Genomic DNA, 22,903 nt, shown 5'->3' on the forward strand with positions numbered 1-22,903 from the left:
GTTACCCCCGTTGCACTAACCCGTTTCCCTACCGACGGTGGCCACCACCCGGATCTGCTTGCTGTCCGGTATTTCCGTGTAGGCCAGGACATGGAGCCCGCGTACCGCCGAACGCAGCCAGCGGGACATCCAGGGCCGGATGTCCGGCGACACCACCAACACGGAAGGTTCGCCCGACATCTCCTGACGCTGGGAGGCCTCTGCGATGGAACGCTGCAGGCGTTCGGCCAGTCCGGGTTCGATCCCGAGTCCTGCGCCGCTGCCTCCCTGTGAGGATTTCTGCAATATCTGTTCCAACGCTGGATCAATGGCCAGCAAAGGCAGTTCCGATGCGGTTCCCACAATGTTTTGGACAATGGCCCGCGACAGGGAGACCCGGACCGCGGCCGTCAATGCGTCAGGATCCTGACTCTTGGCACCATGCTCCGCCAATGTTTCGGCGATGGTGCGCATGTCCCGTACCGGGATCTGCTCCGCCAACAGGTTCTGCATCACCTTGAGCACCACCCCCAGTGCCAGGGTCTTGGGCACCAGGTTTTCCACCAGCTTGGGTGAATGCTTGGCCAAGGTGTCCAGCAGGTGCTGGACCTCCTCGTGGCCCAGCAGTTCATGGGCATGGTCACGCAGGATCTGAGACAGATGGGTGGCAATCACCGTCCCCGCGTCCACCACCGTATAGCCCAGCCCCTGGGCCTCCTCCCGCTGCGCCGGATCGATCCAGAGCGCATCCAGACCGAAGGTCGGGTCCTTGGTGGGCGTCCCCTTCACCTGACCGAAGACCTGTCCGGGATTGATGGCCAGTTCTCGGTCCGGGAACACCTCGCCCTCCCCCGTGGTCACGCCCATCAGGGTGAGCCGATAGTGATTAGGCCCCAGGTCCAGGTTGTCGCGGATGTGCACCGGCTGAATCAGGAAACCCAGTTCCTGGGACAACTTGCGCCGCACGCCCTTGATCCGGGCCATCAGCTGCCCCCCCTGGGAACGGTCCACCAGCGGGATCAGGCGATATCCCACCTCCAGACCCACCAGATCCACCGGCGGCACGTCATCCCAGGTCAATTCCTTCATCTCCGGACTGGTGGGGGGCGGCGCCTCCTCATCCAGCGCCCGGGCCACGGCGGCCTCCTCGGCGACGCGCTGCTGGCTCATCAGGTAGGCGCCGGCGCCCATCAGGGCCCCCAGACTCAGAAACACCATATTTGGCATACCGGGCACCAGTCCCAGGGCACCAACGATGCCGCCCGCCACATAGAGGGCGCGGGGAGAACCGAACAACTGCTTGACGACCTGCTGGCCCATGTCCTGGGCGGTCGACACCCGGGTCACGATAATGGCCGTGGCCGATGACAGCACCAGCGAAGGAATCTGTGCCACCAGGCCGTCGCCGATGGTCAGCAGAACGTAGTTGGTGGCCGCATCCCCCACACTCATGCCGTGTTGCAGGGTACCGATCACCAAGCCACCGACGATGTTGATGAACAGGATCAGGATGCCGGCGATGGCATCCCCCCGGACAAACTTGCTGGCACCGTCCATGGAACCGTAGAAGTCGGCCTCCTGGGCCACCTCCTCCCGGCGCTTACGGGCCTCGTCCTGGGAGATCAGCCCCGAGTTGAGATCGGCGTCGATGGCCATCTGCTTGCCGGGCATGGCATCCAGGGTGAAGCGGGCGCTCACTTCGGAGACACGGCCGGCGCCCTTGGTCACCACCACGAAGTTGATGATCACGAGGATGGCAAACACCACCAGGCCCACGGCGTAGTTGCCGCCCACCACGAAATCGCCGAAGGCCTGGATCACATTGCCCGCCGCATCGGTGCCGGTATGTCCTTCCAGCAGGATGACCCGGGTCGAGGCCACATTCAGGGCCAGGCGCAGCAGGGTGGCCACCAGCAGTATGGTGGGGAACACCGCGAATTCCAGCGGGCGCGGGGTGTATACCGCCACCAGGATCACCACCAGGGAAAGGGCGATGTTGAAGGTGAACAGCAGATCCAGGGCCAGCGGCGGCAGCGGGATGACCATCATGGCCAGCAACGCCATCAGCAGCAACGGCGCTCCCAGCCCCATGCGGTTCACATTCTTCAGACTGTCTGCAAAGCTCGCCATTTATGCATTCTCCGCAGGCGGCACATCACGTTTGAGAAACTCTTCCGGCACCGGCAGATCGGTAGGCGGTGTCGGCACCATCCCGCCTTCACGCAGCGCGGCACGCAACTGGTAGACATAGGCCAGCACCTGGGCCACGGCGACATAGAGTCCGGCGGGGATCTCCTGCTCCAGACGGGTGCTGTAGTACAGCGCCCGGGCCAGGGGCGGCGCCGACAGGAGGGTGACACCGGACTGTCTGGCCACCTCCCGGATCTCCCCCGCCACCAGATCCGCCCCCTTGGCCACCACCCGGGGCGCCCCGCCCTTCTGCTGGTCATACTTCAGGGCCACCGCAAAATGGGTCGGGTTGGTCACCACCACATCGGCCTTGGGCACCTCGGCCATCATGCGGCGCCGGGACACCTCGTACTGGAGCTGACGCACCTTGCTCTTGACCTCCGGCTTGCCTTCGGTCTCCTTGAACTCATCCTTGACCTCCTGCTTGGTCATGCGCAGCTGGCGCTGGTGATTCCACAACTGGAACGGCACATCAATCATGACCACCAGGATCAGGGCCACGCTCAGGGCGACGAAGGTCCAGGCGATCATGTAGCCGGCGCTCACCACGCCCGGCACCATCTCCTGCCCCCCCAACCCCAGCAGGCGATCGGAAAACTGCCAGAGGATGCCCATTGCCACCACCGCGATCAGGGAGAACTTGGCCAGGGTCTTGGCCAGTTCCATCAGTCCCTGGGGACCGAAGATGCGCTTGAGCCCCTTGATGGGGCTGAGCTTGTCCGGCTTGGGCTGGAGTCCCTTGAGACGAAAGCGCCCCCCGCCCATGACCACCGGCCCGGTGATGGCGGCAATCACCAGGACCAGGAACATGGGGGCTAGGATCATCAGTGCCTCGCCGATGCGTGCCTGCAGCGCCACCATCATGAAGGAGGGATCAAAGATGCGATCCCGATCGATGATCAGGCTATTTCGGATCAGGGCCTGGATATGATTGAGAAACGCTCCGCCGAACAGCAGCAAGGTGGTGGACCCGGTGAGCAGTACCAAGGTGGTGTTGAGTTCCTTGGAACTGGCCACCTGCCCTTTGTCCTGGGCGTCCCGCAGGCGTTTGGGCGTCGGTTGTTCTGTTTTTTCCTGTGAGGATTCATTCTCGGCCATGGCCTAGCCTCCCAGGATGCGCTGGATGAGTCCGAACCCGGCCATGGCCAGATCACGGATACGGGGTTCCAGGGTGGGCAGATTAAGCATGATGAGGACGAAACCCAGCATGATCATCATGGGAAAGCCCACCGCGAAGATGTTGAGTTGGGGCGAGGCCCGGGTGATCACGCCCATGGACAGGTTCACCATCAGCATGGCCGCCACGATGGGCAGCCCCACCAGCAAGGCCCCCACGTACATGGCGGACCCGAAGCTCGCCACGCCCCAGAAATCCACCCGGGTCAGCCCATCGACACCGATGGGCATGAGGTAGAAGCTCTGCAACAACATGTCCAGCAGCGCGACATGGCCGTTCATGGCCAGGAACATCAGGGTACCCATGATCACGAAGAACTGGGACACCACCGGCACCTGGACCCCCATGGCGGGATCCACCATGGAGGCATAGCCCAGCCCCATGGACAGGGCGATGGACTCACCGGCCATGGTCAGGGCGCTCATGACCATCTGAAAGATGAACCCCATGGTCACCCCGATCAGCACCTGCTGGAGGGTGACGATCAACCCTTCCATGCTCAGGGGCTGCACGGCGGGCGCCGCCGGCAGCAGAGGAGCGATCAGCAGGGCCAGGACCATGGCAAGGACCAGACGCACCCGCAACGGCACCGTCCCCGCGCCGAAGATCGGCGCCGCCATCAGCATCGCGCCGATGCGCACGAACGGCCACAGGAAGGCGGTGACCAGGGCGATGAGTTCGGTGTCGGTGAAATTGAACATGACCGATGACGCCTACCCGATCAGCCCGGGGATGCTCTCATAGAGCCGCAGGCAGTAATCCACCAACAGATCCAGCATCCAGCCGCCGGCGATCACCAGGGCCGCAAACATGCCCAGCAGCTTGGGAATGAAGGACAGGGTCATTTCCTGGATCGAGGTGGCGGCCTGGATCATGCCAATGAACAGACCGATGGCCAGGGCGGTCAGCAGCACCGGCGCGGCGATCAGCACGATGACCCACACGGCCTGCTGCCCCACTTCCACCACGGTATCCGGCGTCATCGGCATGCTCCTCGCGGTTCAGACAAAGAAACTGGTGGCCAGGGTGCTCATGATCATCGCCCAGCCGTCCACCAGCACGAACAGCATGATCTTGAACGGCAGGGAGATGATCAGCGGGGAGAGCATCATCATGCCCATGGACATGAGCACGCTGGCCACCACCAGGTCGATGATCAGAAATGGAATCAGGATCAGGAAGCCGATCTGGAAGGCGGTCTTGAGTTCACTGGTGATGAACGAGGGTACCAGGACGGAAAAAGGTACATCCTCGGGTCCCTCGAAACCGTCATGCCCGGCAATGCGGGCAAACATGGCAATGTCCGTCTCCCGGGTCTGCTCCAGCATGAAGTCCCGCAGCGGCACCCAGGCCCGCTTGACCATCTCCTCCTGACCGATCTCCTCGGCCATGAAGGGCTGGATGGCCTGCTCGTTCACCGCCTGAAAGACCGGCGCCATGATGAAGAAGGTCAGGAAAAGGGCCAGTCCGATCAGGATCTGATTGGAAGGGGTCTGAGTGGTGCCGATGCCCTGGCGCAGGATCCCCAGCACGATAATGATCCGGGTGAAGGAGGTCATCATGATGAGGGCTGCCGGCAGCACGCTCATCAGGGTCATGAGGATCAGGATCTGCAGCGTGACCGAATAGGTCTGAGTACCGCCCGGATCCGTGTCCACCGACAGCAGCGGGATACCGGCCTGCGCCATCACCGGAGCGGCCGGCCACAGGAGCAGCAGCAGCGCCAGGGGTGACAGCAGCAGCGCCCTCATGACGTCCCTCCCTGCCGGCCCATGGCTTGACGCAGGCGCTCGGCAAAACCGCCGCCATGACGGCCCTGGGTCGCGACACCCTCCCCGGTCCGGACCGGCGCATCCAGGACATGCAGGGTCTGCACCCGGCCCGGCGCCACCCCCAGCAACAACTGGGTCTCGCCCACCTGGACCAGGACCATGCGCTCGCGGGCCCCCAGGGAGACCGCACCGAGCACCCGCAGCTCTCCGGACACCCCGCTGTGCATGCCGCCCATGCGGCGCATCATGAAGCCCAGCAACAGGATGGCGAAGATCACCAGGATCAGGCCCATCACCAGTTGTCCCAGATAGGCAGCGCCATCCCCCGTGATGCCCGGTCCGGGCACCCCCCCTCCCGACTCACCCGCCGACACGGCCAGGGGCATGAGCAGAAGCAGCACCACACCGATGAAGGGCTTGAGTAGGGACATGGGACGCCTCACTTGAGCTTGCGAACCCGTTCCGCCGGGCTGATCACGTCGGTCAGGCGGATACCGAACTTCTCGTTCACCACCACCACCTCGCCATGGGCCACCAGGGTGCCGTTGACCATCACGTCCAGGGGTTCTCCGGCCAGGCGATCCAGTTCCACCACGGAACCCTGGTTGAGCTGCAGCAGGTTACGGATGGGGATCCTGGTCCGCCCGATTTCCATGGAGATGGTCACGGGCACATCCAGGATCACACCCAGGTTGACCTCGGCACCGCCCTCGGCACCCCGACCGGGGGTGGCTTCGGCACCCAGATCCTCAAAGGACATTCTGGGCGTGGGATCCTTCCAGGCATTACCCTTGTTGGCGGCCTCGCCACTCGCGGCACCGCCTGCATCCTGTGCGCCCCCGGCGGCCTCATCGGCGGCCGGGGCACTCCCTCCGGCCTTCTGGTCCGCCTCGGCCTGTTCGGCCAGGGCCGCCGCCCAGATATCCTCTTCTTCGGCTTCGGGTTTGTTGTCCTGATCTTTGTCACTCATGGAGGTCATCCTCGCTGTATTCATTCACTGAGCCGGATCGGCCCGGTAATCTTGATGGCATTGAAACCGTCCGACGTGCCGAAACGACCGCGAAACACGGGGATGCCCTCGGCCCGGATCGTGACTTCCTCGGGAATTTCCACCGGAATGATGTCACCGGGCTTGAGGTTGATCATGTCGGCCACGGTGAGCTCGGTCTCCGTCAGCTTGGCGGTGAGTTCCACCTGCACCATCTTGAGTTCCTCGCGCAGAGCCTTGACCCAGCGGTCATCCACGTCCGCCCGATCGCTCTGCAACCCCGTGTCCAGCTGTTCACGGATGGGCTCGATCATGGAATACGGCATGGTCACGTGCATTTCACCGCCACCGCCGTCCAGTTCCACGTGAAAGGAGCAGACCACCACCACCTCGGTGGGGCTGACGATATTGGCGAACTGGGGATTGACCTCGGAGCGGTTGTATTCAAAGTCCAGATCCATCACCGGTGCCCAGGCCTTTTTCAGATCCGTAAAGGACTGGTCCAGCAACATGCGGATCACCCGCAGTTCCGTCGGGGTGAACTCCCGCCCTTCGATCTTGGCGTGATAGCGACCGTCCCCGCCGAAGAAATTGTCCACCAGGATGAACACCAGCTTGGGGTCGAGCACGAACAGTGCGGTACCCCGCAGCGGCCGGACCCGGACCATGTTGAGGCTGGTGGGCACATACAGGGAGTGCACGTATTCCCCGAACTTCATCATCTTGACCCCGCCCACGGAAATCTCCGCCGAGCGACGCAGGAGTTCGAACAGCCCGATGCGCATGTAACGGGCAAAGCGCTCGTTGATCATCTCCAGGGTGGGCATGCGCCCCCGGACGATACGATCCTGGGTGGTCAGGTCGTATTCCCTGGCCACGCCATCGTGAGCGAGCAACTGATCCTCGGTCTCCACCGCACCGCTGTCCACCCCGTGCAGCAGGGCATCAATCTCGTCCTGGGAAAGAAGATCACTGGTGGCCATCACTCTGCCTCACTGCATCACAAGACTGTTGAAGTACACCGCTTCCACCTGGGTGCGTTCTCCCCGCGTGCCCAGCACGTTGATCACTTCCTCCAGCACTTCGGCGCGAACCTGTTCCTTGCCTGCCTCGGTGATCAGATCGTCATAGGTCTTGTTGCCGATGAGGATCATCAGGTTATTGCGGATGACCGGCATGTGGCGGTTCACCCCGTCCAGCACGGCCTGATCCCGCGCCATGACCACGATGCCCACCTGCACGAAGCGTATCCGGCCCGAGCCCTGGAAATTCACCACCAGCGGAGGGTCCAGAGGCAGATAAATGGCCGGCCGCACCGGCTCCGGACGATCCTGCCCCGGCTCGCTACCGCCCAGCAGATACCAGGCAATCCCGCCGCCGGCCCCGGCGGCCACCAAGGTGGTCAGCAGAATGATCACTATCAGCTTCAGCATGCCGCCCTTGCCCTTGGTGGGCTTGGGGGCGGCGGTTTTTTCAGGTTTTTTGGCCATGACTGCCTGGGCCTCCGTTTTTCATGGAAAGAAGCAACACCCGTGCCAGATAAAAAAGAAACACAAAGTGCCATAAAATCAATTACCTGAGAACCAGGAACACCAGGACGTGACGAAATATTGACGACCGACGACAGCCACGGGACGACGGGCCGACACGGCCCGCCGGAAAGGCAAGGTGTACAGGGAGGGAATTATACGGTGGTCGGACAGGAGACGCCGCCCCGAAGAGGCGCGGCATCGACGACGGCACCTTCCGCGGCCGCTAGAGGCCGGGAAAGGTGATCAGGCATAGGCATCCAGAAGGCCGGTACCGTTCGGATCGGCGGCGCCCGCGGTCCCGTCTCCGGCGACACGCGGATCGACACCGTCGGGATCATCCGGACGCAATCCGGCCTCGTCCCGAGCCATCTCGTCCTGTCCGCCGGCCTCGCGACCGGAAACATCCACATCACCCAACTGCACGCCGCTGTCGGCAAACATCTCCCGCAGCCTGGGCATGGCGGCATCCAGTGCCTCGCGGGCCTGGGGATGATGGGCCAGGAACTGAATATTGGCACGATCGCCCTCCATGGTGATGCGCACCTCCAGCGGCCCCAGGTGGGGTGGGCTCAACCTCAGTTCCGCCCCCTGCATGTTCTGGTTCACCATCCACAGGACCCGGCTGCCCACCGCCTGCCCCCAGTTGGGGCGTGACATCGGCACGTCCACATCCAGGGCACGCAGGGGGAGGGGCTGCGTCGGGGAATGGGGCTGGGCCTGACCGGCAGGCAATGTCTCGGCACTGGTCGGCGCCAGGGGAGCGGCCGCGTCACGCCCGCCCTCCCCGCCCAACCGGGCCACCAGGGCATGCAACGCCTGAGGCATGATCGGGCTCCCGTCCTGTTGTGCCGCTCCCGCGCCCTGCTGCCCGTGCAACACCTGGGTCAACGCCGCCGTCAGCGCGGTGAGCCCGCCCCCTTCCGGGCGACGATCCCCCCCGGGATTGAAGGATTCCCCGGCAATTCCCGGCAATCCCCGGCCCGTCTCGGCCAGTTGCTGCCATGCCGCCAGCAGGGAGGCCATTGCGGTATCGTCCCCCTCCTGCCGCAGATCCTCCAGGGTGATGCCGGCCTCATCCATGAGCCGAGCCAGCCAGTCGGGCGGGAAAATCATCGCCGTCGGATCCTGCGCCAGCAAGGCATCCAGGGCCACGGACTGCATCGGGTCCGGATGGCCGCCCGTCAGCTGCTGCAACTGTCCCAGCAGGCTCAGGTGAAAATCGGCGCCCTCCCCGGTCAGGGCAGCGACAGGACTGCGCGAATCCCCCCCCAGGGCAGGCAGGGCGTTCAGTGCAGAAAAGGGCATGAATGACATGTTCATGGCCAGACCCTCGACAGTATCAGGTGAGTCCCGAAATGATGATAAACGTTTGCAATATACGGGCCAGGAATCACTCGATGTCATGTCGCCGGCGACCGTTACGGTCGTCCTGCTCCGCCTGTTCCCGTCGGTCCTGCGCCCTGCGCTCTTCGTGCTGGAACTGTTCGACCACACGATTGAGGGCCTCGGTCTTGCCCCGGGCCTCCACCCAACGCCCACGGCTCATTTCCAGTTCGCGCCGAGCGGCGGCCACCAGCCTCGCCTGCTGTTCGATCGCTTCATTGAGACGGTGCAGAAACAGGCGGTAGTCCCGCACCGACATGCCGGTCATGCCCACCCCGCTTTGGGACTCGAAGCGCTGGGCATACTCGTCACGGTAGCTGCTCAGCTCCTCCAGACGCGCGACGCGCTCTTCCAGGGCCTGCTGTGATTGACCCAGGCGCTGTGCGGCCAGTTGCTGGCGGTTATCCGCCACCTGTACCACGGGTTCCATGCGTTTGGATCGATTCATGACCTACCTCTCTGGTTACAGCCCATCAACGGATCAGCTGCCTGCCCCGCTCGTCACCGCCGGTCGGGGGCGGCGGCGGTTCCATCAGTCCATCCAGTGCCTTCAGGCTGTCCTTGAACGTCACCGACTGGCGCATGTCCTGCTGCAGGTACTGTTCCAGCCTGGGCTGCATGGCAACGGCCTCGTCCACCCGAGGATCGGCACCGCGCTGATAGGCACCCACGCTGATGAGATCCCGATTCTGCTGATAGTGGGAATACAGTTGTTTGAAGCGGCGGGCGGCCTGGATATGCCCGGGGTCCACGATCTCGTTCATCACCCGTGACACGGAGGCCTCGATATCGATGGCCGGATACCGTCCCGTGTCGGCAATCCGTCGCGACAGGACCACATGGCCGTCAAGGATCGCCCGGGCGGCGTCGGCGATGGGATCATTGGTGTCGTCCCCTTCGGCCAGCACCGTATAGAAAGCCGTGATGGACCCACTACCCTGATCCCCGTTTCCGGCCCGTTCCACCAGTTGGGGCAACTTGGCAAAGACCGACGGGGTATACCCCTTGGTCGCCGGCGGCTCGCCAATGGCCAGGGAGATCTCCCGCTGGGCCTGGGCAAACCGGGTCAGGGAATCCATCAGCAACAATACGTCATGCCCCTTGTCGCGGAAGTATTCCGCAATGCTGGTGGCCAGCATGGCCCCGTGCAAACGCATCAGGGGAGGATGATCCGCCGGCACCGCCACCACCACGGCCCGCGCCATGCCCTCGGGACCGAGGATGTTCTGGACGAATTCGTTCACTTCCCTGCCCCGTTCCCCGATCAGGCCCACCACCGTGATGTCCGCCGTGGTGTAACGGGTCATCATGCCAAGAAGCACGCTCTTGCCCACGCCGCTACCGGCGAACAGCCCCATGCGCTGACCCCGGCCCACCGTCAACAAGCCGTTGATGGCCCTGACTCCCACGTCCAGGGGTTCGTGGATGGGGCGCCTGGCCAGGGGGTTGATGCTGCGACCGTTAAGGGAGACATGCGCATCGCACTGGGGCGCGGGGCGACCATCCAGCGGCCGCCCGGAACCGTCCAGGACCCGCCCCAGCAAGGCGTCACCCACCTGGGTGTCGCGGGCATGACGGGTGGGAATCACCCGGGCGCCCGGCGTCAGGCCACTGACGTCGCCCACCGGCATCAGGAAGGTACGTTCCGCGGAAAAACCCACCACTTCCGCCTCCACCTCGTGGCCGCCGGCACTGATGACCCGGCAGCGCCCACCGATGGAGGCCTGACAACCTTCCGCCTCCAACGTCAGGCCCACCATCCGGACCAGACGCCCCTCCGCGACAACCGGTTGGGCACGGGCCGCCCGTGCCCGATACCGGGCCAGTGTCTCCGCCAGCAGGCTGGAACGCACGTCGGGACGGAGCGCGGGCGGCAACCGGCGGGTGTCAGTCATCGCCGCCGCCTCCCCCCTGATCGGTGCTGCGCTCCCCGCCCCATACCGAGGCAATGACGGCATTCAGACGGGATTCCAGGGTGGCATCCACCCGTGATGTTTCGGTGATCACCCGCACCCCGCCGCGACTGAGAGTGGGATCTTCGACAATGGACCAGGGACGTTCCAGATCATCCAGCCGCAGGGTTTCCCGGACCAGCTTGCTGTCATCCGGATGCAGGTGCAGATGCAGCTTGCGTTCGGCGCTGGGCAGGGCTTCCAGGGCCTCCCTGAGCACCGCGACGATCGCCCCGGGGTCGGTCTTCAACTCGCGGCGGACCAGCTGGCGGGCTACCGCCATGGCCAGTTGCACCAGTTCGTCCTCCACTGCGGCATCCAGCGCCGCATAGGGCTGCTCAAGCCCCTGGATCAGATGGTCCAGCAGCGCCAGGCGCTCCTTCACGGCGGCCTCGGCGGCCTTCAGGCCATCCGCCTGTCCCTTGGCAAATCCTTCCTTGCGACCCTGCTCCAGCCCCAGTCGGCGCCCCTCCTCCTGTCCCGCCCGCAGGCCTTCTTCACGGGCCTGGCGCTCGATGTCCATGATGCGGTCGGCGGTGGGCAAACCGGGCGCCGAATCCAGCGCCTCGTCTTCCGCCTCTGTCTCCGGCGCCGACGGTTCGGGATCAGATGCCTGATCCGCCAGGGGCGCATGGATATCGGGCAGTTCCCAGCGCCTGGCACCAGTCCCCTTTTCCGATGTGATAATGCGTTCGATCATTCAGTGTCTCCGTCCGGACTAGACCATCTGCTCGGCGCCCTTGTTGCCGAGCACGATCTCGCCGGACTCGGCCATGCGCCGGGCGATGCTCAGGATTTCCTTCTGCGCGACCTCCACCTCGCTCAGACGCACCGGCCCCTTCGCCTCCAGGTCGTCCTGCAGCATCTCGGCGGCGCGCTTGGACATGTTCCGGAGGATCTTGTCCTTGACCGCGTCGTCGGCACCCTTGAGGGCCAGAACCAGGGAGTCGGTGGACACCTCCCGCAACAGGGACTGGATACCGCGATCGTCCACATCCACCAGGTTGGCGAACACGAACATGAGATCCTGGATCTTCTGCCCCAGGCCCTCGTCCAGATCCCGGACCTTGTCCATGATCATGCCTTCCTTGGTGGAGTCCATGAAATTGAGGATGTTGGCGGCACTCTTCACGCCGCCCACCGACGAGGACTTGACGTTCAGGTTGCCGGCAAACTGACGTTCCAGGATCTCGTCCAGTTCCATCAGTGCCGCCGGCTGTACTCCATCCAGGGTGGCAATGCGCATCAGAATGTCCGGCTGGGTACGATCCGGCAGGAAGGACAGCACGGCGGCGGCATGGTCCGGATCCAGGTAGGACAGGACGATGGCGATGATCTGCGGATGTTCCAGCCGGATGACCTCGGCCACGGCGCGGGGGTCCATCCACTTCAGGGATTCAAGCCCCTTGGAGTTGCGTCCCAGCAGGATCCGGTCGATCACCCCGTCCGCCTTGTCCTTGCCCAGGGCGGAGGTGAGCACGCTGCGGATGTACTCGTCCGACCCCATGCCCAGCGCGGTCTGCTCCTCCACCACGGCGATGAAGTCATCCAGCACCTCTCCCACCTCCTTCTTGGAGACATTGGACAGGGAGGCCATGGCGGTCCCGATCCGCTGCACTTCCTTGGGACCCATGTGCTTGAGGACCTGGGCGGCCGATTCCTCGCCCAGGCTCATCAGGAAAACCGCGGCCCGGTCGGGCCCGGACAGTTTGCTCTTAGGATCCATCTTCAGCCACCCAGTTCTTCACCACTTGAGCCACCAGTTTGGGATCTTCCTTGATCAGTTCGCGCACCCGCTGCAGATTTTCTTCATAGCTTGCCGGCTTCTTACCCGGCAGGGCCTGAGGTTCACCGGCGCCCTCGTGGGTCAGGCTGAGTTGATCTTCTCCCAGCCCTTCACCTTCCAGGCGCTTGCGCTCCTCCGCTTCTTCCTCCGTTTCCGGCGCACCCTTGGCGGCCAGTCCCTTGAGCATGGGACGGACCACCAGGAGGATCAGCAGCAGGGCCACCAGTGCCACCAGCGCCATTCTTGCCAGATCCTGAGCCCAGGGCTCCTGCCAGATCACCGGCGCGGGGAAGGGATCAGGCTCGGCCACGGCGCGGAACGGGGCGTTCATGACATTGACACTGTCGCCGCGACGGGCATCAAAGCCCACCGCCTCGCGCACCAGGTTCTCGATGCGCTGCAGTTCTTCCTGGGGGATGGGCTCGCGCACCATCTCCCCATCCTCATTCAACTGTTCACGGAAATCCAGTACCACCGCCACCGACAGGCGACGCACGGTACCGGGCGCCTCGCGGACGTGGCTGATGGTGCGATCCACTTCGTAATTACGGGTCATGCGGCGACTGCTGGAGCCGGGCATGGCGGCGGCATCAGGCCCCAGCACACCCTCCCCTTCGGCATCGAGCACGCCACCCGCGGGCGGCTGATTGGTCAGGGCACCGGGGATACCCATCATGCCCAGACTGCCGCGGGATTCCTCCTCCGCAAGTTGCTCGCTGCGCAGGGCCGTGAGTTCGGGGTCATAGTTCTCGATCGTGCGTTCGATGCGGGAAAAGTCCAGGTCGGCGGACACCTGGGCGCGCACCCCGTCGGGTCCGACAATGGGCGAGACGATGTCCATGATGCGTCGGACATAGCTCTCTTCCATGCGGCGGGTGAATTCCAGGTTACGGGTGGAGAGATTCATGCCCTCATCCTCGTCCCTGGGGGTCAGCAACTGACCTCGCTGATCCACCACGGTCACCCGCTCCGGCTCCAGATCGGGAATGCTGGACGAAACCAGATGGACAATGCCGGCCACCTGACGTTCCGTCAGCGTCCTGCCGGGGTGGAGATTGACCAGCACCGAGGCACTGGGCTTGGTGCGGTCACGCACAAACACGGTTTCCCGGGGCATGGCCAGATGCACCCGAGCCGTCTCCACGCTGGCCAGGGTCGATACCGAACGGGCCAGTTCTCCTTCCAGGGCACGGTGATAACGGGCCGTCTCCACCAGGCGACTGGTTCCGATCCCCTGATCCTGTTCCATCAGCTCGAAACCGAATCCCCCCGTGCGCGGCAATCCTTCCGTCGCCATCTGCAGGCGGGCTTCATGCACCCGTCCCGCGGGCACCGTCAGGGCGCCGGTCATGGGGTCGATCCGGTAGTTGATGCCCTGACGCCCCAGTGCCTCCATCACCTGAGCCGACTCCCGTTCTCCCAACCCGGGGAAGAGCACGGCATAGGATGGCCGGGTGACCCACAGGAACAGACTCGCCACCAGGGCGACCACCGCCGCCACCCCGACCAGCAAGCCGACCTGGCTCTGCCGGGGCAGACTGGTGAAACCCTGCATCTGCTGATTGAACGTCGTGGTCAGTGAAGTGGCCATGATGCTTCCTTAAAAGGACCTACACCTGCATGTTCATGATGTCCTGATAGGCGGACACCAGACGATTGCGCACCTGCATGGTGGCCTCGAAGGAGATGCTGGCCTTTTGCGTGGCGATCATCACCTGGGCCAGATCCACGTCAGGGTCCCCCATCTCGAACCGGGTGGCCAGCTGATTGCCCTTCTGCTGGGCACTGTTCACCTTGTCCATGGATTGCTTCAGCGCCGCGGCAAAATTGGGCTGCGCCGGTGGTGGCACCGCGGCCTTGGGCCCTTCCAGACCGGCACTGGCCGCCAGCACGCGCATCTGCTGAAGCACCTGGTTGATCTGCATGTCACTCATCTCGATACCCTCCCGGCCCGCATCGGCGGACCAAGCATCAATGCATGTCAATAGGGAATGGTCACGCCGGCATCGCGCAGTCTGGCCAGCTTGTAGCGCAGGGTGCGCGGGCTGATGCCCAGACGGGCGGCGGCGTCCTTGCGGCTGCCCTCTTCCACCCTGAGAGCATCCAGAATCAGTTGTTCTTCCCGGGACCTCAGCCTGTCACCCAGGCGCTGGGTGGCGGCGGACGTCGGCTCCGAGACAGGGGCATGGAGAGAAGCATGGGGCGCGGCATCGACCTTCCCCATGGCCTCGAACTGGATGGAGGCGGCATCCAGTTCCTCTCCGTCGCGCAGGATCATGGCCCGCTGGATGACGTTGTCCAGCTCGCGCACGTTGCCCGGCCAGGTGTGATCCATCAGCCGTGCCGCGGCGGCGGTGGTGAGATTGGCCTGGTCGATGGCGCGACCGTGGATATAGATCAGTCGTCGGGCCAGGGGCAGGATGTCGCCGGGACGCTCCCGGAGCGGGGGAATGACCAGGGGGAAGACATTGAGCCGGTAGAACAGGTCCTCGCGGAACTTGCCCTCCGCCACCGCCTGCATGAGATTGCGGTTGGACGTGGCCAGCACCCGGACATCCATCTGCATGGGACGCCGTCCGCCGAGCCTCTCCACCTCCCGCTCCTGCAGCACACGCAGCAATTTCGCCTGCAGGGAGAGATCCATCTCGGAGATCTCGTCCAGCAGCAGGGTCCCCCCTTCCGCCAGCTCGAACTTGCCGGGACGGGATTCATAGGCCCCCGTGAATGCCCCCCGCTCATGACCGAAGAGCATGGCTTCCAGCATGTTTTCGGGAATGGCTGCGCAGTTGACCGCCACGAAGGGACCGTCGGCGCGGGGAGAGTGGGCATGAATGAATCTGGCATAGACTTCCTTGCCCACCCCCGACTCGCCGTTGAGCATCACGGTCGCTTCCGAGGCGGCAACACGACGCGCAAGCTCCACCAGTTCCCGGCTCCGCGGGTCCTCCGCGACCAGCTCGAAGGCCCCGCCGGAAGGGTCCATTGTCAGAAGTGTTGCCTGGGTCATCTCACCTGCTCCGAAATGTGGTCCGGTTGTCGGCCCTCCCGGCGGTGACGTAACACCGGCGATGGAGTGGCCTGCAACCTTCCAGAAGCAGGTAACGTGCCAGAAAATAAAAACAATTAAAAACAGATACTTAAAAACAAAAAACAGAACTGCGTCAGGATTCCGTCGTCATATCATCCCGCTGGACGCCGTATTTCCGCATCTTTTCCACCAGCGTGGTCCGGCGCATGCCCAGTAACTTGGCGGCATGGGCCACCACCCCGTCGGAGCGATCAAGGGCCTGCCGGATCAGCTGGGTCTCCAGATCGCTGATGTACTCCTTGAGATCCAGCCCGGACTCGGGCAACCCGGCCTCCAGGGTGACGGGAGCATCGACCTCGGCCGCACTGATGGTCTGCAGATCCTGTTCACTCAGGCCGGCCCTGAATTTGCCGGGCAGGTCATCAGGCGACACGGTTTCTCCCGGAAACATGATGGAGAGACGTTCCACCAGGTTGGCCAGCTCACGAACATTGCCGGGCCAGTCATAACGGGACAGTACCCGCAGGGCAGCGGGAGAAAACCGCACCCCGGAGCGTCCCTCGGCCTCCATCCGGGTCACCAGCTCATCGATCAGCAAGGGCAGGTCCCTGAGCCGATCCCGCAGCGGCGGTACCTCGATGGGGAATACATTGAGTCGATAATACAGATCTTCCCGGAAGGTGCCTTCCTGGATCGCCACCTCCAGATCCCGATGGGTCGCGGCAATGATGCGTGCATCGGTGGTCAGCGTCTTGGTGCTGCCCACACGCTCGAAAGTACGTTCCTGCAGTACCCGCAGGATCTTCACCTGCATGGGCAGCGGCATGTCACCGATCTCGTCCAGGAACAGGGTGCCGCCCTGGGCCAGCTCGAAGCGACCGGGACGGGCGGTGATGGCGCCGGTGAAGGCCCCCTTTTCATGACCGAACAGCTCGCTTTCCAGCAATTCTCCGGGAATGGCGCCACAGTTCACCGCCACGAAGGGCTTGCCGCCACGGGACGAGCACTGGTGAACATTGCGGGCCACCACCTCCTTGCCGGTCCCGGTCTCGCCCAGAATCAGCACATTGGCATCGGTCATCGCCACCTGCTGGATCAGCTCACGGATACGCTGCATGGTCCGGTGATACCCCACCAGGGAATGGTAGAGCGCCTGATGCCGGACCTTGTCCGGCGAGACCCCGTTGACCACCAGATGACGCGCCGTCTGCAGACTGCCCGACAAGGCGGGATAACGCAGGGGGAAGTCCAGGCGACCCAGCACCCGGGGATGCATCGCATCCGGCAGGGATGAAAATTCCTCGGCGGCACCCGCCAGGATCAGTGGGGGCAATCCATCAAGCGCCGACAGGGGTTCCACCAGCTCGGCCCCATGCGCCACGGCGCAACCGCTGACCAGAATCGCCAGCCAGTCCCCCCGGGTCTGCTCCCGCAGATGAGCGCCGCACTCCCGTGGCGACATCACCCGTGGACGACAGCCCAGAAAGTCCAGGATGGTTTCCATGCGTTCGGCGCGCCGGGCATCCCCCGCCACCACCAGGACGACATCGGGCAACAGTGGAGGCTGTCCGTCCGCGTCTTCGGTTGTCGATAATGGGTCTTGAAGTGTCATAAATATACGCCCTGGACCGTTCCATGGGTCCGAAACAATAACCGCTTTTTGAAAAGGCTCAGTTGACCTGCGCCGCCGTCCCGACCCGTTCAGTTCGGGGTTTCATCACGCCTGGACCGGCTCTGGGCGATGCTGCGTCGATGGCGCCGGAACACCATTTTCTGAATGCCGTCTTCGAGTGCCGGACTCATTCCCTGGAACAGCACGCTCAGATCATAGCCCGATTCCGCGGCCTCGCACGAGGTCACCCGGGCATACAGCGTCAGCGGCCGGGGAAACTGGGGACACAGATAAAAGCTCAGGCACAGGGCCTGCCCGGGCGGCAGGGACTCCGGCTGGACCCAGCCCAGGCCTTCGGCGGAAATCCGCAAAGGAACCGGCGGCGGAATCCGCGCATGGGCATGCAGCAACAGACTCACCATTTCCACCAGCAGGTTGACCTTCGACTCGATTCTGAGCAGTTCCTGGGTCACCTCACCGGCGTCATCGATCCGTCGCGGCTGAACATCATCCATGCCTGCGCAGACCCGGAGCAGGCTTTCATTGGCTTCATTGATCCGGGCCAGCTCTTCAGCCGGAGGAATCCCGTCCACCGGTTCCATCGCCAGGGGGAGTCGATCCCTGATCACCAGCACATCCTTGAAGGGATCGTCTGTCGTCATGATCTCATTTCAGCATAACCGCAAAGTGACAGGCAAAACCCGGATATCCCGGATCCGCCCCGATCAAGTACCGCAGAAAGTCTGGTACACCCGCTCCGCCGGGTCCGGAGGCCGGGCATAGGCCTGGTCGTCCTCCGCCAGTGCCCAGGGATTGCGCACCACCTTGAGCAACCGCCGAAAAGGCCCGAAATCCCCCGCCTCCACGGCCGCCGCAATCACCTGTTCCACCCGATGATTGCGGGGAATACAGGCCGGGTTGATCCGTCGCATGCGCGCGGCCCGCGCCCCGGGAGACATCGCTCCCTCCCGGCGCAGGCGTGACCGCCACTGCCGCGCCCAGGCATCGAAGGCCTCGGGCTGCGTGAACAGGCGACGAACCGGCTCATCCTGCCCCTCGTCCTCGGCCGCATCACACAGATGACGAAAACACAGGGTGAAATCCGCCTGGCCCTGCTGCATGGCCTGCAGCAACCCCTGAATCAGGGCAATGTCCCCCTTATCGGCCGTGCTCAGCCCCAGCTTGAGGCCCATCACGTCAATCCAGTGACGCGCAAACCGTTCGGAGAAGGAATTTACCAGATCCGTGGCCGATTCCAGCGCCTGATTTTCGTCGGAGCCGATCAACGGCAGCAATGTCTCGGCCAATCGGGCCAGATTCCACTGGGCCATGGCCGGCTGATTGGCATAGGCATAACGCCCCCGGCTATCGATGGCACTGAAGACCTGATCCGGATGATAGACGTCCATGAAGGCGCAAGGACCGAAATCGATGGTCTGTCCGGACACGGCCATGTTGTCCGTGTTCATCACCCCGTGGATAAACCCCACCCCCATCCACAGGGCCACCAGCCTTGCCTGGGCTTCCACGATGGCCTCCAGCAAGGCCAGACCGGGCTGGTCCGCCTCACGGGTCCAGGGGTAATGACGATCCGCGACATGGTCCGCCAGTTGCCCCAGCGCCGCCCGATCGCCACGCATGGCGAAATACTGAAATGTCCCCACCCGCACATGACTGGCTGCCACCCGGGTCAGCACAGCCCCCGGCAGGACCGTTTCCCGCAGCACCGGTTCTCCGGTGGAGACGGCGGCCAGGGCCCGGGTCGAAGGGATGCCCAGGGCATGCATGGCCTCGCTGACCAGATACTCACGCAACACCGGACCGAGGGCGGCACGGCCATCGCCTCCCCGGGAAAACGGGGTACGGCCCGATCCCTTGAGCTGGATATCCCGACGCTGCCCCCGCACATCCACCACTTCCCCCAGCAGGATGGCCCGCCCATCCCCCAGCCGGGGCACGAAATGCCCGAACTGATGGCCGGCATAGGCCATGGCCAGGGGCTCCGAGCCGGGCAGTACGCGGTTACCCGCAAACACCTGGGCCCAGACTTCCGGCGTCAGGGACAGGGGATCGATGCCCAGCTCCCGACACAGGTCGTGATTGAGTTCTATCAGGGAGGGGGCAGGCACCGGATCCGGGTCAAGCCGGACATGGAAGGTCTCCGGCAGGCGGGCATAGGTGTTGGAAAACGGGATCGGATCAGGCACCGGGGACACAGGGTTCAAACCTCCTTCATTGGGCCGGCGGGCACACCGCCACAGCAATCCGACCACGCGCCGCCGTCGGGGTTCGCGCCGACGGCGGCAAGGAATATTGACCATACTCAATTCCGGGTCTACGCTCTAGCTTATATACCTATTACAAAAATGAAAATCATCGTTGCCGACCCCACAGCGACCCTCATCGTCCGCGATGTGCAAGGGCCCACATACCACAACAGGCCCGGAGGAGAACCGATCGATGCAAGTCACCAGACGCCAGTTCATGAAGCTCTGCGGCGTCGGGCTGGGATCATCCAGCCTGGCGGTCATGGGCTTCTCCCCCACCGAGCTGCAGGCTTCGGTGCGCCAGTTCAAACTGGCCCGCACCAGGGAGACCCGCAGCACCTGTCCCTACTGCTCCGTCAGCTGCGGCGTGATCCTCTATACCCGGGGTTCCGGCGCCAAGAATGCCAAGGCCGCCCTGGTGCACGTGGAAGGCGACCCGGACAACCCGGTGAACCGGGGCACCCTCTGCCCCAAGGGTGCCGGGCTCATGGACATGATCAACAGCGACAGCCGCTTGCGTCAGCCCCAGTACCGGGCACCCGGTTCGGATCAGTGGCAGACCCTTTCCTGGGATGAGGCCATCACCCGCATCGCCCGTCTGATGAAGGATGACCGCGATGCCAACTTCATGGAATTCAATGACCAGGGGCAGCGGGTCAACCGCTGGAACACCACCGGTTTTCTGGCCAGCTCCGCCGCCGCCAATGAAAGCGGCTACCTGACCGCCAAGACCGCCCGTGCCTACGGCATGACGGCGGTGGATACCCAGGCACGCATCTGACACGCCCCGACGGTGGCCAGTCTGGCCCCGACGTTCGGCAGAGGTGCAATGACCAATCACTGGGTCGACATCAAAAATGCCGACCTGATCCTCATCATGGGCGGCAACGCAGCCGAGGCCCATCCCTGCGGCTTCAAGTGGGTCACCGAGGCCAAGGCCAACCGGGGCGCAAAACTGGTGGTGGTGGATCCCCGCTTCACCCGCTCCGCCGCTGTCTCCGACTACTACGCTCCCGTGCGGGTAGGCTCCGATATTGCCTTCCTCGGCGGTGTCATCCGCTACCTGCTGGAGACCGGACAGATCAATCACGAATACGTGGCCCATTACACCAATGCGGCCCTGATCGTGAAGGAGGAGTACAGTTTTGCGGACGGTCTGTTCTCCGGCTACGACGAGGTCAACCGCCGCTATGACCGCAGTTCCTGGGGTTACGAGCTGGGCGAGGACGGCTACGTGCGGGCGGATGAGACCCTGCAGCACCCCCGCTGCGTCTACCAGCTGATGAAGACCCACTTCGATCGCTATACCCCCGAGGTGGTCAGTCGCATCACCGGCACACCGGAAGACCGTTTCCTGAAGATCTGCGAGATGATCGGCGAAACGTCCCGGCCCGACAAGGTGATGACCATCATGTACGCCCTGGGCTGGACCCAGCACAGCGTCGGCTCCCAGAACATCCGCACCATGGCCATGATCCAGCTGTTGCTGGGCAACATGGGCATGCCGGGCGGCGGCGTCAACGCGCTACGGGGCCATGCCAACGTGCAGGGCATCACGGACATGAACCTGGTCACCACCAACCTGCCCGGCTACCTGGGACTGCCCGGCGATGACGACCAGAGCTTTGAGGGCTTCATGGACAAGCGCGCCCTCAAGCCCGTGCGCCCGGGCCAGATGAGCTTCTGGCAGAACTATCCCAAGTTCCATGTCAGCCTGATGAAAGCCTGGTGGGGCGAACACGCCAACGCCGACAACGGCTTCGCCTGGGACTACCTGCCCCACGTGGACAAGCCCTATGACGTGCTGCAGATGTTCGAACTGATGCACGCCGGGCAGATGAACGGGTTCCTCTGTCAGGGCTTCAACCCGCTGGCGGCGGTGTCCCACAAGGCCAAGATGAGCACCGCCCTGGCACGCCTGAAATACATGGTGGTGATGGACCCCCTGGCCACGGAGACGTCGGAATTCTGGCGCAATTTCGGCGAGTTCAATCCGGTCAATACCCGCCAGATCCAGACCGAGGTCTTCCGCCTGCCCACCACCCTGTTTGCCGAGGAAGACGGCACCTTCACCAACTCCGGACGGGTCATCGCCTGGAAGGAGAAGGCAGTGGATCCTCCGGGCGTCGCCCGCACCGACCGGCGCATCATCGCCGGACTGTACCTGGAACTGAAGCGACTCTACGAGGAGGAAGGCGGCGCCTACCCGGACCCCATCGTCCACCTGCACTGGCCCTACGGCAATCCGGACGAACCCTCGGCGCCGGAACTGCTGCGGGAGATCTCCGGCCGGGCGCTGCAGGACATCGGCGATATACCCGCCGGGCGCCAGCTGGCCGGTTTCGGCCAGCTCAGGGACGACGGCGGCACCGCCTGCGGCAACTGGCTCTACAGCGGCTGCTGGTCGGCGGAGGGCAACCTCACCGCCCGCCGCGACACCGCGGACCCCTCCGGCCTGGGCATCTACCCCGGCTGGGGCTTTGCCTGGCCGGCCAATCGGCGCATCCTTTACAACCGCGCCGCCTGCGACACCCAGGGCAAGCCCTGGGATCCCCGCCGGGCTCCCATTGCCTGGGACGGCAGTCGCTGGAGCGGGCCGGACATCCCCGACATGCGGCCCACCGCCGCCCCCGGGGAACAGGTCAGTCCCTTCATCATGCTGCCCGAAGGGGTGGCGCGACTGTTTGCGGGCATGAACGACGGTCCCTTCCCCGAGCATTACGAACCCTTCGAAAGTCCCCTGGGCTACAACCCGCTCCATCCCGACCAGCCCGCGGTGACCAGCAACCCGGCGGCCCGGGTGTTCGCCAACGACTGGGCCAGTTTCGGCACCGCCCGGGACTTCCCCTACGCCGCCACCACCTACCGGCTCACGGAGCACATGCACTTCTGGACCAAGCATTCCCTGGCCAACGCCATCGTCCAGCCGTCCCAGTTCATCGAGATCGGCGAAGCCCTGGCGCGGGAAAAGGGGATCGCCAACGGCGACCAGGTCACGGTGGAGTCCAACCGGGGGGAGATCACCGCCACCGCAGTGGTCACCAAACGCATCAAGCCCCTGCGGGTGGAGGGCCGCACGGTACACACGGTGGGCATTCCCATCCACTGGGGCTTCACCGGCGTGGCCAACAAGGGCTACCTGGCGAACGTGCTCACGCCGTTCGTGGGCGATGCCAACTCCCAGACGCCTGAGTTCAAGGCGTTCCTCGTCAACATCGAGAAGGCCTGAGGAGGTGC

22 protein-coding genes are annotated in these 22,903 nt (G+C 64.1%); 2 read left to right on the forward strand and 20 right to left on the reverse strand.

What is annotated here, in order from left to right; all coding sequences use genetic code 11:
* Positions 1–15: 15 nt before the first annotated feature.
* The 20 genes from flhA to LQD11_RS13885 form a co-directional block, all read right to left on the reverse strand.
* Entirely contained in the window at positions 16–2,109 is a 2,094-nt protein-coding gene (flhA, locus tag LQD11_RS13790) for a flagellar biosynthesis protein FlhA (RefSeq protein ID WP_238618063.1), read from the reverse strand.
* Positions 2,110–3,267 carry a flagellar biosynthesis protein FlhB gene (gene flhB / locus LQD11_RS13795; protein ID WP_238618064.1) on the reverse strand — a complete coding sequence of 386 codons (1,158 nt, stop codon included), beginning with the start codon at positions 3,265–3,267 and terminating at the stop codon, positions 2,110–2,112. It abuts the gene before it with no gap.
* 3 nt (positions 3,268–3,270) lie between these two features.
* Complete coding sequence (gene fliR / locus LQD11_RS13800) at positions 3,271–4,047, reverse strand: flagellar biosynthetic protein FliR (protein ID WP_238618065.1); 777 nt, start codon at positions 4,045–4,047, stop codon at positions 3,271–3,273.
* Between the two features lie 12 nt (positions 4,048–4,059).
* Complete coding sequence (gene fliQ / locus LQD11_RS13805; protein WP_008931528.1) at positions 4,060–4,329, reverse strand: flagellar biosynthesis protein FliQ; 270 nt, start codon at positions 4,327–4,329, stop codon at positions 4,060–4,062.
* A gap of 18 nt (positions 4,330–4,347) precedes the next feature.
* Positions 4,348–5,097 (reverse strand): flagellar type III secretion system pore protein FliP, encoded by a 750-nt coding sequence (gene fliP, locus LQD11_RS13810; RefSeq protein ID WP_008931529.1) that lies wholly within the window; start codon positions 5,095–5,097, stop codon positions 4,348–4,350.
* Complete coding sequence (gene fliO, locus LQD11_RS13815) at positions 5,094–5,549, reverse strand: flagellar biosynthetic protein FliO (RefSeq protein ID WP_238618066.1); 456 nt, start codon at positions 5,547–5,549, stop codon at positions 5,094–5,096. Before fliO ends, fliP begins: the two co-directional genes overlap by 4 nt.
* 8 nt (positions 5,550–5,557) lie before the next feature.
* Positions 5,558–6,112 carry a flagellar motor switch protein FliN gene (gene fliN, locus LQD11_RS13820; RefSeq protein WP_412851462.1) on the reverse strand — a complete coding sequence of 185 codons (555 nt, stop codon included), beginning with the start codon at positions 6,110–6,112 and terminating at the stop codon, positions 5,558–5,560.
* A complete protein-coding gene (fliM, locus tag LQD11_RS13825; protein WP_238618068.1) occupies positions 6,109–7,089 on the reverse strand; it encodes a flagellar motor switch protein FliM in 981 nt (326 codons plus the stop codon). The genes fliN and fliM overlap by 4 nt, the downstream gene beginning before the upstream one ends.
* A 9-nt stretch (positions 7,090–7,098) precedes the next feature.
* A complete protein-coding gene (locus tag LQD11_RS13830; RefSeq protein WP_238618069.1) occupies positions 7,099–7,596 on the reverse strand; it encodes a flagellar basal body-associated FliL family protein in 498 nt (165 codons plus the stop codon).
* 285 nt (positions 7,597–7,881) lie between these two features.
* Positions 7,882–8,958 (reverse strand): flagellar hook-length control protein FliK, encoded by a 1,077-nt coding sequence (locus LQD11_RS13835; RefSeq protein WP_238618070.1) that lies wholly within the window; start codon positions 8,956–8,958, stop codon positions 7,882–7,884.
* A 70-nt stretch (positions 8,959–9,028) separates the two neighbouring features.
* Complete coding sequence (gene fliJ, locus LQD11_RS13840) at positions 9,029–9,469, reverse strand: flagellar export protein FliJ (RefSeq protein ID WP_238618071.1); 441 nt, start codon at positions 9,467–9,469, stop codon at positions 9,029–9,031.
* A 25-nt stretch (positions 9,470–9,494) separates the two neighbouring features.
* Complete coding sequence (gene fliI / locus LQD11_RS13845) at positions 9,495–10,916, reverse strand: flagellar protein export ATPase FliI (RefSeq protein ID WP_238618072.1); 1,422 nt, start codon at positions 10,914–10,916, stop codon at positions 9,495–9,497.
* Positions 10,909–11,673 (reverse strand): flagellar assembly protein FliH, encoded by a 765-nt coding sequence (locus LQD11_RS13850; RefSeq protein WP_238618073.1) that lies wholly within the window; start codon positions 11,671–11,673, stop codon positions 10,909–10,911. The genes fliI and LQD11_RS13850 overlap by 8 nt, the downstream gene beginning before the upstream one ends.
* An 18-nt stretch (positions 11,674–11,691) precedes the next feature.
* Positions 11,692–12,705, reverse strand: coding sequence for a flagellar motor switch protein FliG (gene fliG / locus LQD11_RS13855; protein ID WP_412852767.1), 1,014 nt, complete (start codon positions 12,703–12,705; stop codon positions 11,692–11,694).
* Entirely contained in the window at positions 12,689–14,350 is a 1,662-nt protein-coding gene (fliF, locus tag LQD11_RS13860; protein ID WP_238618075.1) for a flagellar basal-body MS-ring/collar protein FliF, read from the reverse strand. The genes fliG and fliF overlap by 17 nt, the downstream gene beginning before the upstream one ends.
* A 19-nt stretch (positions 14,351–14,369) precedes the next feature.
* Complete coding sequence (fliE, locus tag LQD11_RS13865) at positions 14,370–14,693, reverse strand: flagellar hook-basal body complex protein FliE (RefSeq protein WP_008931540.1); 324 nt, start codon at positions 14,691–14,693, stop codon at positions 14,370–14,372.
* A 47-nt stretch (positions 14,694–14,740) separates the two neighbouring features.
* Positions 14,741–15,766 (reverse strand): sigma-54 interaction domain-containing protein, encoded by a 1,026-nt coding sequence (locus LQD11_RS13870; RefSeq protein ID WP_276315714.1) that lies wholly within the window; start codon positions 15,764–15,766, stop codon positions 14,741–14,743.
* Between the two features lie 154 nt (positions 15,767–15,920).
* Positions 15,921–17,342 carry a sigma-54 dependent transcriptional regulator gene (locus LQD11_RS13875; RefSeq protein WP_276315715.1) on the reverse strand — a complete coding sequence of 474 codons (1,422 nt, stop codon included), beginning with the start codon at positions 17,340–17,342 and terminating at the stop codon, positions 15,921–15,923.
* A gap of 146 nt (positions 17,343–17,488) precedes the next feature.
* Positions 17,489–18,061 carry a PilZ domain-containing protein gene (locus tag LQD11_RS13880; RefSeq protein WP_008931543.1) on the reverse strand — a complete coding sequence of 191 codons (573 nt, stop codon included), beginning with the start codon at positions 18,059–18,061 and terminating at the stop codon, positions 17,489–17,491.
* Positions 18,062–18,124: 63 nt separating this feature from the next.
* Entirely contained in the window at positions 18,125–19,615 is a 1,491-nt protein-coding gene (locus LQD11_RS13885; protein ID WP_420828270.1) for a protein adenylyltransferase SelO, read from the reverse strand.
* Between the two features lie 244 nt (positions 19,616–19,859).
* Here LQD11_RS13885 and LQD11_RS15805 point away from each other — a divergent pair, with 244 nt between their 5' ends.
* Entirely contained in the window at positions 19,860–20,447 is a 588-nt protein-coding gene (locus LQD11_RS15805) for a molybdopterin-binding domain-containing protein (RefSeq protein ID WP_238618077.1), read from the forward strand.
* A gap of 12 nt (positions 20,448–20,459) precedes the next feature.
* Positions 20,460–22,895: a formate dehydrogenase-N subunit alpha gene (gene fdnG / locus LQD11_RS13895; protein WP_476700531.1), complete on the forward strand. Its 2,436-nt coding sequence runs from the start codon at positions 20,460–20,462 to the stop codon at positions 22,893–22,895.
* Positions 22,896–22,903: the final 8 nt, after the last annotated feature.

Origin of the sequence: Ectothiorhodospira shaposhnikovii (assembly GCF_022227765.1) — a bacterium.
Taxonomy (GTDB): domain Bacteria; phylum Pseudomonadota; class Gammaproteobacteria; order Ectothiorhodospirales; family Ectothiorhodospiraceae; genus Ectothiorhodospira.

Coding starts and splice junctions, on each gene's coding strand:
- LQD11_RS15805 (WP_238618077.1), top strand. CDS start 19,860: ATGCAAGTCACCAGACGCCAGTTCATGAAGCTCTGCGGCGTCGGGCTG.
- flhB (WP_238618064.1), bottom strand. CDS start 3,267: ATGGCCGAGAATGAATCCTCACAGGAAAAAACAGAACAACCGACGCCC.
- fliN (WP_412851462.1), bottom strand. CDS start 6,112: ATGAATACAGCGAGGATGACCTCCATGAGTGACAAAGATCAGGACAAC.
- LQD11_RS13880 (WP_008931543.1), bottom strand. CDS start 18,061: ATGACGACAGACGATCCCTTCAAGGATGTGCTGGTGATCAGGGATCGA.
- fliI (WP_238618072.1), bottom strand. CDS start 10,916: ATGACTGACACCCGCCGGTTGCCGCCCGCGCTCCGTCCCGACGTGCGT.
- fliJ (WP_238618071.1), bottom strand. CDS start 9,469: ATGAATCGATCCAAACGCATGGAACCCGTGGTACAGGTGGCGGATAAC.
- fliR (WP_238618065.1), bottom strand. CDS start 4,047: ATGTTCAATTTCACCGACACCGAACTCATCGCCCTGGTCACCGCCTTC.
- fliQ (WP_008931528.1), bottom strand. CDS start 4,329: ATGACGCCGGATACCGTGGTGGAAGTGGGGCAGCAGGCCGTGTGGGTC.
- LQD11_RS13835 (WP_238618070.1), bottom strand. CDS start 8,958: ATGAACATGTCATTCATGCCCTTTTCTGCACTGAACGCCCTGCCTGCC.
- LQD11_RS13850 (WP_238618073.1), bottom strand. CDS start 11,673: ATGATCGAACGCATTATCACATCGGAAAAGGGGACTGGTGCCAGGCGC.
- fliE (WP_008931540.1), bottom strand. CDS start 14,693: ATGAGTGACATGCAGATCAACCAGGTGCTTCAGCAGATGCGCGTGCTG.
- fliM (WP_238618068.1), bottom strand. CDS start 7,089: ATGGCCACCAGTGATCTTCTTTCCCAGGACGAGATTGATGCCCTGCTG.
- fliF (WP_238618075.1), bottom strand. CDS start 14,350: ATGGCCACTTCACTGACCACGACGTTCAATCAGCAGATGCAGGGTTTC.
- fliO (WP_238618066.1), bottom strand. CDS start 5,549: ATGTCCCTACTCAAGCCCTTCATCGGTGTGGTGCTGCTTCTGCTCATG.
- LQD11_RS13830 (WP_238618069.1), bottom strand. CDS start 7,596: ATGGCCAAAAAACCTGAAAAAACCGCCGCCCCCAAGCCCACCAAGGGC.
- LQD11_RS13870 (WP_276315714.1), bottom strand. CDS start 15,766: ATGACCCAGGCAACACTTCTGACAATGGACCCTTCCGGCGGGGCCTTC.
- flhA (WP_238618063.1), bottom strand. CDS start 2,109: ATGGCGAGCTTTGCAGACAGTCTGAAGAATGTGAACCGCATGGGGCTG.
- fliP (WP_008931529.1), bottom strand. CDS start 5,097: ATGAGGGCGCTGCTGCTGTCACCCCTGGCGCTGCTGCTGCTCCTGTGG.